Source organism: Moraxella caviae (assembly GCF_002014985.1).
Taxonomy (GTDB): domain Bacteria; phylum Pseudomonadota; class Gammaproteobacteria; order Pseudomonadales; family Moraxellaceae; genus Moraxella; species Moraxella caviae.
In genome coordinates, this window is sequence record NZ_MUXU01000035.1 from 1 (window position 1) to 15869 (window position 15869).

Annotated in this window: 11 protein-coding genes and 1 pseudogene; 11 read left to right on the top strand and 1 reads right to left on the bottom strand. The window is 47.5% G+C overall.

The window, feature by feature from the left end; translation table 11 throughout:
- From B0181_RS05565 to cobU, 4 genes and pseudogenes are all read left to right on the top strand, one after another.
- Positions 1–206, top strand: a pseudogene (locus tag B0181_RS05565) (IS1595 family transposase); the annotation flags it as partial.
- 60 nt (positions 207–266) lie between these two features.
- Positions 267–1124, top strand: coding sequence for a hypothetical protein (locus B0181_RS05570; RefSeq protein WP_078276525.1), 858 nt, complete (start codon positions 267–269; stop codon positions 1122–1124).
- Between the two features lie 64 nt (positions 1125–1188).
- Positions 1189–1833, top strand: coding sequence for a 2'-5' RNA ligase family protein (locus tag B0181_RS05575; protein ID WP_078276526.1), 645 nt, complete (start codon positions 1189–1191; stop codon positions 1831–1833).
- A complete protein-coding gene (cobU, locus tag B0181_RS05580; RefSeq protein ID WP_078276527.1) occupies positions 1830–2345 on the top strand; it encodes a bifunctional adenosylcobinamide kinase/adenosylcobinamide-phosphate guanylyltransferase in 516 nt (171 codons plus the stop codon). Before B0181_RS05575 ends, cobU begins: the two co-directional genes overlap by 4 nt.
- A 129-nt stretch (positions 2346–2474) precedes the next feature.
- Here cobU and truD read toward each other — a convergent pair whose 3' ends face one another.
- Positions 2475–3629 (bottom strand): tRNA pseudouridine(13) synthase TruD, encoded by a 1155-nt coding sequence (gene truD, locus B0181_RS05585; RefSeq protein ID WP_078276528.1) that lies wholly within the window; start codon positions 3627–3629, stop codon positions 2475–2477.
- A 314-nt stretch (positions 3630–3943) separates the two neighbouring features.
- Here truD and metH point away from each other — a divergent pair, with 314 nt between their 5' ends.
- The 7 genes from metH (at position 3944) to B0181_RS05620 (ending at position 15706) form a co-directional block, all read left to right on the top strand.
- Positions 3944–7711: a methionine synthase gene (metH, locus tag B0181_RS05590; protein ID WP_078276529.1), complete on the top strand. Its 3768-nt coding sequence runs from the start codon at positions 3944–3946 to the stop codon at positions 7709–7711.
- Positions 7712–7824: 113 nt separating this feature from the next.
- Positions 7825–8313, top strand: a complete 489-nt coding sequence (locus tag B0181_RS05595) for a hypothetical protein (RefSeq protein WP_078276530.1) — start codon at positions 7825–7827, stop codon at positions 8311–8313.
- Positions 8314–8482: 169 nt separating this feature from the next.
- Positions 8483–8632 (top strand): hypothetical protein, encoded by a 150-nt coding sequence (locus tag B0181_RS12080; protein ID WP_158078937.1) that lies wholly within the window; start codon positions 8483–8485, stop codon positions 8630–8632.
- Positions 8633–8680: 48 nt separating this feature from the next.
- The gene (locus B0181_RS05600; protein WP_078276531.1) at positions 8681–10519 is read left to right on the top strand and encodes an acyl-CoA dehydrogenase C-terminal domain-containing protein; all 1839 of its coding nucleotides are present in this window, start codon (positions 8681–8683) and stop codon (positions 10517–10519) included.
- Positions 10520–10684: 165 nt separating this feature from the next.
- Complete coding sequence (locus B0181_RS05605) at positions 10685–12460, top strand: acyl-CoA dehydrogenase C-terminal domain-containing protein (protein WP_078276532.1); 1776 nt, start codon at positions 10685–10687, stop codon at positions 12458–12460.
- 389 nt (positions 12461–12849) lie between these two features.
- Complete coding sequence (locus tag B0181_RS05615) at positions 12850–15156, top strand: site-specific recombinase (protein WP_078276534.1); 2307 nt, start codon at positions 12850–12852, stop codon at positions 15154–15156.
- A 163-nt stretch (positions 15157–15319) separates the two neighbouring features.
- Positions 15320–15706, top strand: coding sequence for a DUF6636 domain-containing protein (locus B0181_RS05620; RefSeq protein ID WP_078276535.1), 387 nt, complete (start codon positions 15320–15322; stop codon positions 15704–15706).
- Positions 15707–15869 lie beyond the last annotated feature (163 nt).

The following is a 15869-nucleotide window of genomic DNA, read 5'->3' on the forward strand; positions in this document are numbered from 1 at the left end:
CAAAAGAATTTGTTCACAAAAATGATGTTAAAAACCACATCAACGGTATTGAAAACTTCTGGAACCAATCTAAACGCATTCTTAGAAAATATAATGGCATTGACAAGAAAAACTTCCATCTTTTTATCAAAGAATGCGAATTTAGATTTAATTACGGCACACCATCACAAAAGCTAAAAACTTTAAGAAAATGGTGTGAAATTTAGGGCTAATCTAGTACAGCCCCTTTATTTTTCAACCTTAATTCATACCAAAAGTGGTGCGTTATGCTAGATAAATCAGAACTGCTGAATATGTATCCTGTCATCATGACTCCCAGTCATGATGGTAAATATTTTTATAATTACACCTTATCTTTATTGAACCTTGTGCATAAAGCGACCTCCATGGGCATGAATATACAAGTGGCACTACAGCGTGGTGAGAGTCTCATCACCCGTGCGCGCAATAACTGCGTGGCGGAATTTATGGCAAATCCTGAGTGGACGCATTTGTGTTTTATTGATTCAGATATCGGTTTTTCGCACGATGCGTTTTTCCGCTTATTGCTTGCCGACCGTGATGTGGCGGCAGGCGTGTATCCGCTAAAAAAGGAAGACTGGCCAAAAGATGGCTTGCCAAAAGGCATGACCCAAGAGCAATTTAACACGCAGTACGCACATTACACGGTCAATTATGACCGCCCTGATCCTGAAATTCACATCAATGTGGATAAAGATGGGTTCTTATCCATTGACCAAGCGCCGACTGGTTTTATGGTGATTAAGCGTGCGGTGTTTGAAAAGATGATGAAGGCTTATCCTGAGCTGGCGTATCGTCCTGATGATGATTACAGTAAAGACCAAGGCTTTCATTACCGCTTTTTTGACTGCATGGTACACCCAGAAAGTAAGCGCTATTTGTCAGAAGATTATCATTTTTGCTATCTGTGGCAGCAGCTGGGCGGTGAGATTGCGCTGGACGTATGCTCAAATCTTACCCATCAAGGCGCAAAAGTATACACAGGCTCGTTTGCCAACAGTTTGGTGGAAAATTTAGCGCGTGCCATCACCAGTCCAAAAGGCATAAAAATGCACTTAAATTTAGAAGCGCCGCTCACCCCAAATGAGCGTATTGGCGGATAATGGTTTGATTTGCCAATGCTTTAGTTAGTCTTGCCATCAAATCGTAAAAATTCACCCAAGCACCATGCCAAATTCCAAGCAAGATTTTAGCTTAAAAGATGCACGTCTGACGGCAAGCGCAGCGGATTTTAAGCCTGATGATTTTACCGCTTGGCATAAATCACGCACACGCTTTGGGGTGTGGTATGCACTCATCGATGACGCAGGCGTGCAGCATTGTCAAAAAATGCAGGCGCAGTTTGATAAATGGTTGCACCACGATTACCGTCGCCAATTTCACATCACGCTGTTTGTTAATGGTTTTTATGTGCCAAATGCGCAGAGTTTTGATGAAGTGGATGATACGCTCATCACACGGCAGCTTGCTGCATTACACGCGCAAAATTTAGCGTCTTTTGATGTGCCAAGCGTGGGCGTGGGTGCTTTTATGAACAGCCTGCATTTGCGCTTGAGTTATCATCATAGCTTTGATGTCATTCGCCGCACACTTGCTGCCACGCACGCAGAAATCTCGCCCAGTGAGTATGTACCGCACATCACGCTGGGGCTGTATCGTGGGCGGTTTTTGCTTGATGATGTGCTAAGCGACATTTGCCGTACGCTCACACCGCAGGCGACTTTTAGCGTGCGTGCGCTGATTTTTGGCAGCTATGATCCGTGTGATTTACAAGGCGTACTCACCCCGCATTTTACGCTGGAGCTTTCATGATACATCTGATTTTGGGCGGCGCACGCTCTGGCAAATCACGCCACGCCGAAACCTTGGCAAAAGCCAGTAACAAAAAAGTCATCTATATCGCCACCGCTCAAGCCTTTGACGATGAAATGCACGTACGCATTAGCCATCATCAAAATAGCCGCCCAAAGCACTGGCAAACGCTAGAAACGCCCATCAAACTTGCCGAAACGCTGACAAAGTGGGGCGATGACGACTCGGTACTGCTGGTGGATTGCTTGACTTTATGGCTGTCAAATCTGCTTTTGGCAGGCGATGATGTGTTTGAAAGTGAAAGCCAAGCCTTTTTGGACGTGCTGGCAACCTACCAAGGCGAGCTGATTTTGGTGAGTAATGAGACTGGGCTTGGCGTGGTGCCGATGGGCGAGCTGAGTCGCAGGTTTGTTGATGAAAGTGGGTTTTTGCACCAAAAACTTGCGCAAATCGCCGATGAAGTCGTCTTTTGTGTGGCGGGCTTACCCATGATGCTAAAATCCGCAAAATAAGTGTGTCTTTGCGCCAGCTATTTTGACTTTGATGATGTAATAACTATAATTTTAAAAAACAATTCGTCTGGTCGGTTTGTTTAAAATACTTGCAATAATTCCTTGTTTTTATTAAGGTAATCTTAATAATTATCCATCATTTCCCACCGCTGCATTTTCACAAATCGCATCTATCACCACAGTCGCAAAGCTGCCCTTTGGTAGGGTAAATTCCATAAATAGCGTGCTGTCGTCTTGCCATTGCCACGTCAAATCTTGCAATAAAAGCCGTGTGGGGCGACGTGCGCTTTTCACACCAACTTTTAGCAATCCTTTGGTGAGTGTGGCGAAGCATTCTTGGCTGATGATGCTATTTTCAAGCTGGGCGCAGTCTTGGCTGGCAAGGCTTTCACCTGTGCCAAAAAGGACAGCAGTAGGGTGAATGTCGTTACTTTCTATGCGTGCGTTTAGTTCGGCAAGGTCTGCGCTCGGGTCGGTGAACAGTGAGCCTGTACCGTTTAGATTGAATACATCGCCAGCCATGGCTTTATCCCACACACCAAGGCGTACACGCTCACCAAGCATGGCGTTAAATAGTGCACTTCTTGCTGCAGAAATGTACAGCGCATGGCGTTCACGGTCTTTTTTGTGCGGTTTGTAAGGCTTGTCTATGGCGATGAGTTTGGCGAAAAATTGCTCGGCTTTGGCGATGTTTGCGCCATCATTGCCAAAGCGCTGCTCGCCAAAATAATTCGGTACGCCTGTGTTTTTAAGCCTGTGCAGTCTGCCATCAATGATAGATTTTGCGCTTGCGTCATTGCTGTAATTGTGCTGAATGCAGCGCAGAGTAATGCCAAAGCGGTTGCTTCTGTGTGAGCCGCGCCCAAGTTTTTTATTGTGCCAACACTGCCGCAGAACTTGCAGCGATTCACCATCATTTAGGCGATTTGTCGTGCCGCTGTCTGGATTTTCTGAATTTTTATTATTTAGAAAATCTACAAAATTACACTCAGGAAGCGCGCCTGTGGGAATGCGCAAGCTGAACCATTGGCGAGTGATGGCGTGGCGGTCTTTTAAGCCGCTAAATCCCACATCACGAACAGGGATATTCGCCCATGCGGCAAGCAATTTGGCGACGTATTGGGTGTTGAGTCCTGTTTTTTGGACGTAGAGCCATAAATGTTCGCCTTGATTGGTGGGCGTGAATTCAAAGTTTTCGGTAACTAAAAAATCCTGCGGCGTGCTTTTTATCACGGCATGGCTGATGACGGCAGGGGTGGGCTGCGGCTTGGCAAAATGGGTCATAAGACTGGCTTGGTGTAAATTTGAGTATTTTTGAGTATTGTAGCACGGATTAAAGTTTTGTGATAATCAGGGCTTTGTGATAGATAATTATGGCTGTGATAATTGCGGTGTTGTGATGAGTGTGTTCTGCGATTGTGCTGATTATTGGTTGTGCTTTGTCAAATTTACAGATTTAGCGCCTTGAAAATTGAATTGACGGCAATTTCAATTTAAAGCCATGCCAATTTAAGACAATCCGAATTTAGAACAAAAATTTAGCCCAAATCTGTGCTAAAATAAGGGCATTTATTTCTATCTTAATTAAAAAGCACGCTATGAAACTGGACAACACCCAAACCACCCACGCACCGCACGACCCTGCCAATTTTGCACTCACTGCACCAAGCGTTTTGCCATTTGCTGAAGCGCAAAAAACCGCCAAAGCAAGAATCACTGCCGAACTTGATAAGCGCATTTTGATTCTTGATGGGGCGATGGGGACAGAAATTCAAAATTATAAACTTGCCGAAGCGGATTATCGCGGTGAGCGTTTTGCCGATTTTCATCGTGAAATTAAGGGCAATAACGACCTACTAGTGCTGACCCAGCCTGACATCATCACCGACATTCACCGCTCGTACTTAGAAGCTGGTGCGGACATCATTGAGACCAACAGCTTTAACGGCACGCAGATTTCCCAAGCTGACTACGCCATGCAGTCTTTGGTGGTGGAGATTAACCGTGAAGCGGCGCGCCTTGCTCGCATTGCGTGTGATGAGTATAACGCCAAAACGCCAGACAAGCCTCGTTTTGTGGCAGGGGTGCTGGGCCCAACGTCTCGCACTTGCTCCATTTCGCCTGATGTCAATGACCCAGCGTATCGCAACGTTACCTTTGATGAGCTTGCCGATAATTACCGTGAAGCGACTTTTGCGCTCATTGAAGGCGGTGCGGATATTATTCTGATTGAGACGATTTTTGACACGCTCAACGCCAAAGCGGCGATTTTTGCGGTGCTTGGGGTGTTTGCCGACATCGGTTTTGAGTTGCCGATTATGATTAGTGGTACGATTACTGACGCATCAGGACGCACGCTGTCAGGGCAAACTGCCGAAGCCTTTTATAATTCAGTGCGCCACGCCAAGCCAATTTCCATCGGTCTAAACTGCGCTTTGGGTGCGGACGCCCTAAAACCGCACATCAAAACTTTGTCAGACGTGGCAAGTATGTATGTGTCTGCGCACCCCAATGCCGGCTTGCCCAACGAATTTGGCGAATATGATGAAACCGCCGATGAAACCGCTGGTATGCTGGACGGCTTTGCCAAAGATGGGCTGCTTAACATCGTGGGCGGCTGCTGTGGTACAACGCCTGCGCACATCAAGGCGATTGCCAATGTGGTGGCAAAATATCCGCCACGCAAGCTGCCTACCATTGCGCCTGCTTGCCGTTTGTCTGGGCTTGAAGCCTTTAACATCACGCGTGATAGCTTGTTCGTCAATGTGGGCGAGCGCACCAACGTTACAGGTTCTCGCAAGTTTTTACGTCTGATTAAAGAAGAAAAATACGCAGAAGCCCTAGATGTGGCGCGCGACCAAGTGGAAGGCGGTGCGCAGATTGTCGATATTAACATGGACGAAGGCATGCTTGATTCTAAGCAGGCGATGATTCATTTTATGAATTTGGTGGCGTCCGAGCCTGACATCAGCCGTGTGCCTATTATGATTGACTCGTCCAAATGGGACATCTTAGAAGAAGGTCTAAAACGCACGCAGGGCAAGCCTGTTGTCAATTCGATTTCTTTAAAAGAAGGCTATGATGAATTTGTAGAAAAAGCACGACTGTGCCAGCGTTATGGTGCGGCAATTATCGTCATGGCGTTTGATGAAGTGGGGCAGGCGGACACCGAAGCACGCAAGATTGAGATTTGTAAGCGTTCTTATGACGTGCTGGTCAATGACGTGGGTTTTCCGTCTGAAGACATCATTTTTGACCCAAATATTTTTGCCGTTGCCACAGGCATTGAAGAGCATAATAACTACGGCGTGGATTTTATCAACGCAACCAAATGGATTACGGATAACCTACCAAACGCCATGGTGTCAGGCGGTGTGTCAAACGTGTCGTTTTCTTTCCGTGGCAATCCGATTCGTGAAGCGATTCATGCGGTGTTTTTGTATCACGCCATCAAAAACGGCATGACGATGGGTATCGTCAATCCTGCCATGCTTGAGCTGTATGACGACATTGAAATCAACGCCAGAAATGCCATTAAAGATGTGATTTTAAACCGTAATCAAGGCGAAAGCGGCAATGACGCCACCGAGCATTTGATGGAAGTGGCGCAAAATTATCAGCAAGGCGCCAAAGCCAAAGACGATAAGGCGGATTTGGCGTGGCGAGAAGAGTCGGTTGAAAAACGTATTGAATACGCACTGGTCAAGGGCATCACCACTTTTATTGATGAAGACACCGAAGAAGCACGCCAAAAATACCCACGCCCGCTTGATGTGATTGAAGGGCCTTTGATGGACGGCATGAACGTGGTGGGCGATTTGTTTGGCGATGGCAAGATGTTTTTGCCGCAGGTGGTAAAATCTGCCCGTGTGATGAAGCAGGCGGTGGCGTGGCTTAATCCGTACATTGAAGCCGAGAAAGTCGCTGGCGAGTCTAAGGGTAAAGTGCTGATGGCAACGGTCAAAGGCGATGTGCATGACATTGGCAAAAACATCGTGGGCGTGGTGCTTGGCTGTAATGGCTATGAAGTGATTGACCTTGGGGTGATGGTGCCGTGCGAGAAGATTTTACAAGTTGCCAAAGATGAAAACGTGGATGTGATTGGCTTGTCAGGGCTGATTACGCCAAGCCTTGATGAGATGGTGTACGTTGCCAAGCAAATGCAAGAGCAGGGCTTTAATTTGCCGCTGCTTATCGGCGGTGCGACCACGTCAAAGGCGCACACAGCAGTGAAAATTGAGCCAAATTATCAAAATGACATCGTGGTTTATGTGCCTGATGCGTCTCGTGCGGTGGGCGTGGTAACGACTTTATTGTCTCAAGAAAAACGTGGCGAGTACATTGATGAAATTCGTGCGGAATACAGCCAAGTGCGTGAGCGTTTGGCAAGCCGCAAGCCTAAAGCCGCCAAGCTCAGCTATGCTGAGAGTGTAGAGCTTGGTTTTAAGGCGGATTGGGAAAATTACACACCGCCTGCGCCAAATACCATGGGGCAAGTGGTGCTGGACGATTATCCACTGGAAAATCTTTTGCCGTACATTGACTGGACGCCGTTTTTTATTTCGTGGGGCTTGGTGGGTAAATATCCGAAGATTTTTGATGATGAAATTGTGGGCGAAGAAGCCAAAGATTTGTTCGCCAATGCCAACGCCATGATTGATAAACTCATCAAAGAAAAGCTGGTAACTGCCAAGGCGGTGATTCGTCTGGAAAAAGCCAAACGCATCGCCCCTGACACGGTGGTGGTGTATGACGACAAGGGTGATGTTACGCATCATTTTGAGCATTTACGCCAGCAGTCGGATAAAGCCAGCGGCAAGCCAAATTATTCGTTGGCGGATTTTATTTCGCCAAATGGTGATGATTATTTGGGCGGATTTACCGTATCTATTTGGGGTGCAGAAGAGTTGGCGGACGCTTATAAGGCAAAAGGCGATGATTATAACGCCATCATGGTGCAAGCGGTGTGCGACCGTTTTGCCGAGAGTTTTGCCGAGCATTTGCATGAATTGGTGCGTAAAAACTACTGGGGTTATCAAGCGGACGAAAATCTTAGCAATGACGAGCTGATTCGTGAAAAATACGTTGGCATTCGTCCTGCGCCCGGCTATCCTGCCTGCCCTGAGCATACCGAAAAAGGCAAGCTCTTTGATTGGCTGGACACGACAAAGGCCATCGGCACTTATCTGACCGAAAGCTACGCCATGTATCCGCCGTCGTCCGTGTCGGGCTTTTATTATAGCCACCCTGAGAGCACCTATTTTAACGTGGGCAAAATCAGCAGCGAGCAAGTGGAAGATTACGCCAAACGTAAAGGCTGGGATTTGGCAACGGCACAAAAGTGGCTGAATCCAAACTTGGAGTAAGGCGTTGTAAAAGGCGTGTTGTATTTATGTAGCTTTCATTGGGCTTTGCTTGCACGCTTGGCGCTTTTATGATGTAATGGCGCAGATTTTATTGATTTTCATTGGAGAATACAATGTTTAAAAAATTGCTGTGCGCAGCGTGCGTGCTGGCGGTGAGCGCGACTGCGGCGAATGCCACAGCCGAAGTGTCTGAGCCCGTTCAAACAACTGACCTAACAACCAATGTTGATGTTGCTAATGCCGCAAGTCATGCCCAGTGGATTCAAGTTACTGGAAATGAAGTGGTTAATGTGCATATGTCGCCACAATTTATTGCCAAACTTTCAGAAGATCAGCAAGATAAGCGTGTAGAAGCATTGAGCGTCATTGAATACACAAAGAATATAGAAACGATGTCGGCAGGCGATTCGGCAAGTCTGACTTATGTCTACGATTGCGATGCACGAACAGCTGGCGTTAAACACTTTATTGAGTTGTCCAATTCAGGTGTGGTAAGAAATATTGTCAATGTGGCAGATCATGAAATCAAAATGCAAAACGTTGTGCCGCGCTCTTTGGACGAAGCACGCCTAAATTACGCTTGCTCGCAAATGGGCTGGTAAATTTGGCGGTATTTGCAAGAATCATCTGCGCAAAAATTATCCGCATAAAAACCATCTGTTTATAACAGGTGGTTTTTATGTTTTTGTGGGGCTAATTAAGTGGTGAGTGTGGCAAATACGCCTGAAAATTTAGAATTTATGCCTTTATGCCAAGCAAAATAAGATTGCAATGCCAAAAAATGACTATCCAGTCTGCTGTGCATCTTGCGCCTTGGCAGGCTTTATCTTACATTGGCAAGTATTGATGGGCTTGGTGAGCTGTCTTGAGTTTAGCTGGGATTTGGCTTGGCTAAACGCTGGATTTATCAATTTGCCTTGACCCATCGGCAGTTCATTTTATTCATCATAGACAGATTAAGGAAAATTTATGCAATATACCGCACCACTTCGTGATATTCGTTTTGCCATGCATGAGCTTTTGGATTCTAAGGCGCATTATGCACGCCTAAGCGACCATCAAGAGCTGGACACCGACACGATTAACAGCTATCTTGAAGCGGCGGCGGATTTTGCGCAAAGCGTCATTGCACCGCTAAATCGTACTGGCGACATGGAAGGCTGTCGTTTTGAGAATGGTGAAGTTTATACGCCTACAGGTTTTAAGCAGGCGTATGAGCAGTATTGCGAGCTGGGTTTTCCTGCCATTGCTGCTGACCCTGCCTTTGGTGGCATGGGTTTGCCAACGTCCATCGGTAGTGCGATTAACGAAATCATGGGTACGGCAAACTGGTCGTTTTCTATGTATCCGGGGCTGTCGCACGGGGCGATTGCCACCATCGAGCATCACGGCACGGACGAGCAAAAAGCGACTTATCTTGAAAATATGAACACGGGGCGCTGGTCTGGGACGATGTGCCTGACCGAAGCGCACGCAGGTTCGGATTTGGGATTGATTAAGACACGTGCCGTGCCAAACGCAGACGGCAGCTACGCCATCACAGGGCAAAAAATCTTTATCTCGGCAGGCGAGCACGATTTGACCGAAAACATCATTCACATCGTGCTGGCACGCTTGCCAGACGCACCTGCGGGCACGAAAGGCATTTCGCTGTTCATCGTGCCAAAATTTATCGTCAATGCGGACGGTTCATTGGGCGCAAGAAATGGCGTTACTTGTGGTTCGATTGAGCATAAAATGGGCATCAAGGCATCGGCAACGTGCGTGATGAATTTTGATGGTGCGACAGGCTATCTGATCGGGCCAAAAAACCGTGGCCTAAATTGTATGTTCACCTTTATGAACGTGGCACGCATTGGCACGGCAATTCAAGGTTTGGCGGCGGCAGAATTTGCTTTTCAAGGTTCGCTTACCTATGCCAAAGACCGCACCGCCATGCGTTCGCTGTCTGGTGCAAAAGATGCCGATAAGCCAGCTGACCGCATCATTCATCACCCAGCCGTGCGCAATATGCTGATGACCCAAAAGGCGTTTAGTGAAGGCGGACGTGCGCTGGTGTGCTATTTGTCGCAATTTGCCGATGTGGTGGCGCAAGGTGAGAGCGGCGATGTCAGCGCCAAAGACGTCAAATACGCCGATGAAATGCTGTCGCTACTCACCCCAATCGCCAAGGCATTTTTGACTGAAACAGGCTATGAAGCGGCAAATCTAGGCGTGCAAGTCTATGGCGGACACGGCTTTATCAGCGAATGGGGTATGGAGCAAAACGTGCGTGATACACGCATTGCTTGCTTGTACGAAGGCACGACTGAGATTCAGTCGCTGGATTTGCTGGCGCGCAAGGTGCTGGGTTCGCAAGGGCGCTTGCTGGCGAATTTCACCAAAATTATCCATAAATTCTGCGTAGAAAATGCCGAAAACGATGACGTGGGGCAAATGATTCGCACGCTTGCTAAGCTAAACAAGCAGTGGGGCGATTTGACCAGTCGCATTGCGCTGCAAGGCACGCAAAACCCTGAAGCCATCGGTGCGGCAGCGGTGGATTATCTGTACTTTAGCGGTTATGTAACGCTTGGTTATCTGTGGGCGCGTGCGGCGGTGCTTGCCAAGGCGAAACTTGCCCAGCTGGACGATGATTTGTCAGCGGATACATCGCTGCATTCTGAATACGGCTTTTATGACGCAAAAGTGAAAACGGCAGAGTTTTATTTTGCTAAGCTCATGCCGCGCACAGCCGTTCATGTGGCGCGCATCAATAGCGGTGAGAGCAGCTTGATGGCGATGGATATTGAGCAGTTTGCGTTTTGATGGTTTGGGTGTGAAAATTTGAATTAAGTATTTGAATTGAATGTTTAAATCAAATATTGATAAACTGGCTAAAATCTTATAAAGTACGAATTTACCAACAATTTTTAGATTTTAGCCAGAAAAAAGCCAAAGTATTTCAATCATTGATTTTAAAAGGAAGTAATTATGACTTTGCAGTATCATGCGCCATTAGATGAAATGCGTTTTACGCTCAAAGACGTATTTGACGCGCCAAAATTTTGGCAAAGTACGCCAAAACTTGCTCACGTTGATGAAGAAACGGTGGACATGATTTTGGACGAAATGGCACGGTTTAGCAGCGAAGTGCTGCTGCCGCTTAACCAATCTGGCGATGACGAAAGCGCACAATATTTGGGCGATGGCGTGGTAAAAACGCCAAAAGGCTACAAGGAGGCCTTTGCTGCTTATGCCGAAGCAGGCTGGATTGGGCTTGGTGGCGATGAGCAATATGGCGGTCAAGCCATGCCAAAGATGGTTACCATGCTGACCGAAGAAATGCTGTTTGCCACCAACCAAGCTTTTGCGCTGTACCCAAATCTGACCGTGGGCGCAAGTCTGTGCCTGATGGCGGCAGCCAGCGATGAGCAAAAGGCGCTGTATTTGCCGAAGCTGTACTCTGGCGAATGGGCAGGGACGATGTGCCTAACCGAAGCGCACGCTGGCACGGATTTGGGAATCATTAAGACCAAAGCCGTACCAAATGCGGACGGCAGCTACGCCATCACAGGTACGAAAATTTTTATCACAGGCGGTGAGCATGATTTGGCGCAAAATATCGTGCATTTGGTGCTTGCCAAATTACCCGATGCACCAGCAGGTTCTAAGGGGATTTCGCTGTTCATCGTGCCAAAATTTTTGGTGAATGCTGATGGTTTGATGGGCGAGCGCAATGCGGTGCAGGCAGGCTCTATTGAGCATAAAATGGGCATCAAGGCATCGGCAACGTGCGTGATGAATTTTGATGGCGCAACGGGCTATCTGGTGGGTGAGCCGAACACTGGGCTTGCGGCGATGTTTGTGATGATGAATTATGAGCGCGTAACCATGGGGCTGCAGGGTCTTGGCGCGAGCGTACTGGCTTATCAAAATGCTTGCGCTTATGCCCAAGATCGCTTGCAAGGGCGTGCGGATACAGGCGTAAAAAATGCCGATAAAGTGGCGGACAGCATTATCCATCATGGCGATGTGCGCCGAATGCTGCTAAACGCCAAGGCAAACAGTGTGGCGGCGCGTACCTTTGCGATGTATGTGGCACGCCAGTTGGACGAAGCCAAATTTGGCGAAAATCCAGAGGCCAAGGCGGCTGCCCATGCGAAAGTTGCGCTATTAACCCCAATCGCTAAGGCGTTTTTGACCGACCGAGCTTTTGCGGCGGCGGTGGATTGCCAGCAGGTGTTTGGCGGACATGGCTACATCAAAGAATGGGGCATGGAGCAAATCGTGCGTGATGTGCGTATTTCGCAGATTTATGAAGGCACGAACAGCATTCAGGCGCTGGATTTGTTGGGACGTAAGACCGTCAAGGATAATGGCGCAGCGATGTTTGCTTTCATTGACGAAGTACGCACGGCAGCAGCGGCATTACAAAGCGAGCATAGCATTAAAGAAGCGACTTTAAATGCTGCCAAGCGAGTGCAGGATTTGACCGAGCATTTGCTGGCAAGTGCTAAGAGCGACCCAAGCGCCATCAATGCTTGTGCGGTGGATTATCTGGGCGCGGTGGGTTATTTGTGCTATGCCTATATGTATGTGCTGATTGTGGCAGCAGCGACGGATAAGACAGGCGAGTTTTATGCTGATAAGCTCAAACTGGCGCAGTATTTTAGCGAGCGCAACCTGCCGCAGCTGTACGCCCATGCCGACATGGCGCAAGCAGGCTCAAAGTCCATCATGCAATTTGACGCAGGCTTTTTCCAGTAGTTTTGTTGGTTTGATGGTGTTTTGACTTGTAAGCGTAAGGTGCGCGTAAAAACCGTACTTGCTAAAACCGCATTTATCAAAAACACCAAAACAAAGCACGCTCTTGATGGGCGTGTTTTTGTTTGCCTTTTCAGACTTAAAAATTGGCTGCATGATTTGAATTCTGGACAGATAAGGGATTTGCCAATACAGCTTGTCAAGGAATGTTTTCACTGTGGTTTATTGTCTGATTTCTTATTAAACCCTGCTTTTTGCAGGGTTTTGTGCTAAAATGGTGCGTTTGACGCTGGATTTTCTATACAATTTTACAAAATCCAAGACAAGTTTTTCAAAATAAAATCTATAAAAACAAACAGTTATGATTAAGACGACAACCAACGGAGCGCAGCATGAAAGGTGAGCTGACGGATTTGCAGCACATTTTACAGCACATCGCCATGCTCAGTGATTTGCCAGAGCCAAGCTCGCTTAAGCGCTTGGTGGGCGCATTGCGTGTGGCGGATGGCGATGAAGAAGCTGCCAACGCCAAGATTGACGAGCTGATTGAAGTGCTGCGTGAAAACCCTGAGTATGGCGCAGGGCTTGCGGCGTTTGTGCTGCGGCTGACCAATCAGTACAACCAAATGCGCCTGTACACCGACACAGGCATTGCGTCTGATCACAGCTTTTCGCACAGCATGAATCGTTTAATTGGTCATCGGTTTTTGCCGCTGCTGCCTGATGAAAATTCGGTGGTGGAGCTTGCCGATTATTTGTTTGATCATCGCAATGATTTGCGCTGGCTGCGCAGCATTAAAGAAGAGCGCTGGGACAGCTTGGTGGAGCTTTTGCGTGTGGACGCCAAGGATTTGGGCTTGGTGGCGACCGCCAAAAACAGCATTCTAAACGCCATCGTGATTTTGTCTTATCGTATCAGCGGCATGGGGCTGCACCCTGATTTGATGGACGCTTATCCACAAATGCTTAATCATTCAGCGGCGTTTGTGGCACAAAACCAAGAAGCTGTGCTGTTTGTCAATCAATACCGTAAAGCGCACGAGCTGGATTCTTTGACAGACGTTAAGCCTGAAGAAGACGTCAGTCCTGCGCCGCTTTTGGTGATGCTTGAGCAGTGCGAAAACATCGTTACCAATGTCAGAAAGCGCATTTATAAAACGGGCATTTCCATTCGTGTTACCAATATTTTGGTGCGCCTTGAGCAAAGTTTGCACCGCTTGGAGCTTTTGATTGAGCTGGTGACGGATTCGCAAAAACGCCGTGATACTGCGGTGGTGGAGCTGATGGGGCAGGTGGCTTATACCGCCAAGACACGTTATAGTTTTGGGCGTTTGATTGAAAACAACACCAAACTTTTGTCGCGTAAAGTTACCGAGAACGCCAGCCGTGTGGGCGAGCATTACATCAGCACCGACAAAGCAGGCTACCGCAAAATGTATAAAAAAGCGGCGATTGGTGGCTTTTTTATCGCATTTATGGCGACGATTAAGATTCTTGGCTCACGCTTGGTGCTGGCACCGATCGGCAATGCCTTTATGAACAGCATGATTTATGGCTTGGGCTTTGTGGTGATTCACATTGCGCACGGCACAGTGGCAACCAAGCAGCCTGCGATGACGGCAGCGGCAATCGCCTCCACCATCTCAGAAGGCAAGGGTTCTGGCAGCCGTAAAACGCAGCAACTCACCAAGTTATCCGAGCTGATCGTGGATATTTTGCGCACGCAATTTGTGGCGATTTTGGGTAACATTTCCATCGCTATGCCGTTGGCGTTTGCCATTGCTTATGGCTGGCTGCATTATTATGGCGTGCCGATGATTGACGGCAAAAAGGCGGCGCATTTATTGCACGACCTAAATCCGTTTGAGTCGCTGTCTTTACCGCACGCAGCGATCGCAGGCGTGTATTTGTTCTTATCGGGACTCATCAGCGGCTATTATGACAACTTGGCGGCGTACAATAAAATCGGTGAGCGTTTGCGCCGTCATCGATTGTTGTCGTATTTGATGCCAAGCACTTGGCAAACCAAGCTGGGCGATTTTGTGGAAGCGAACCTTGGCGCCATCATGGGTAATTTTATCTTTGGTTGCTTTTTGGGTAGCACCGCCACCATCGGCTATATGCTTGGCTTGCCGCTCGATATTCGTCACATCGCCTTTGCGTCCGCAAACTTTGTGCATGGGTTGTTTTACTTATCACCTGCTGATTTGACGTGGCAATTGGCGCTCATTTCGTTCATCGGTGTGCTGCTTATTGGCATGGTGAACTTGATGGTGAGTTTTTCGCTGGCGTTATTTGTGGCGCTGCGCTCTAAAGAAGTGGAATTTTTTGAGTGGAAAAAACTCAACGGCTTGGTATTTGCGCACTTTTTGGTGCGTCCGTTTGACTTTATTTTGCCGCGCAATGAATCGGTGAAATACTCGCAGATTGACAGCGAAGGGCGTGTGATTTACGAAGACACGCCAGACGAAAAAGAGCCGCAAACGCGCGTGCTGTCGGATAATTATGTGGTGCGCCGTTTGGGCATTCTGGGCAAGAAAAAAGATAAGGAAAAGGAAAAAGAAGCGGAGAAGGCTGCCGATGTGCCAGCCGAGCTTGCCGAGCAGACGGACGGCAAATCTGAGCAAAAAAGCGAAGATTATGCAGGCGCAACCAATCATTTGCCTAAGCCTGATAAGCCACCGAAATTACCGAAGTGATTTTTATCTGAGCTAAACACCAAAACCACTGCTTTTATTAGGCGGTGGTTTTTGTTGGTTTGTAAAAATTAAAGCGCAAAATGCCAAATTTCGCTTGATTTTGCGGGGGGGGGGGTGAGCTATACTAGCTGATGTGATTTGTTGTTTTTATTAAGGAGTTGTTATGAAAAAAGTATTGGCGGCTTGTGGATTATTGCTCAGTTCTACGGCCTTTGCTGGTTTCGGTGCTGATTCGGAAGCAGCGTTTAACTTTCAAACGCCAAGCGGAAATATTTATTGCGTTGGCGATGAGTATGGCGAAGAAAGTTTTATTTTGTGTCAAATTGCTTCTGTGACCACAGGATATTTTAACTATGGCGTTAATGCGCGCCGCTCGTATGCGAATGTGGTAACCAACTATGCATTTAGTGAAAATCGTGCCACCTTGGGTTATGGTCAAACCGTGCGTGGTGGAGTATGGTCTTGCACCAGTCAAAAAACAGGCTTAACGTGCAAAAATAAAAAAGGCAACGGATTTTTCCTGAGTCGCAAATCTCAGAAAAAATGGTGATTTGACGAATTTGTGTATTGAATGAATTTTTAAAGCAAGCAGCAAGGACTGCAGGTTGTTAGCATAAGCATAACCCAACATTCTGTGCGGTAAATTTTATTCTAAACGTTGGATTTTTATTCCGTTTAGTTCAACCTGCATTTTAAGCTAAAAAACCGCCCAT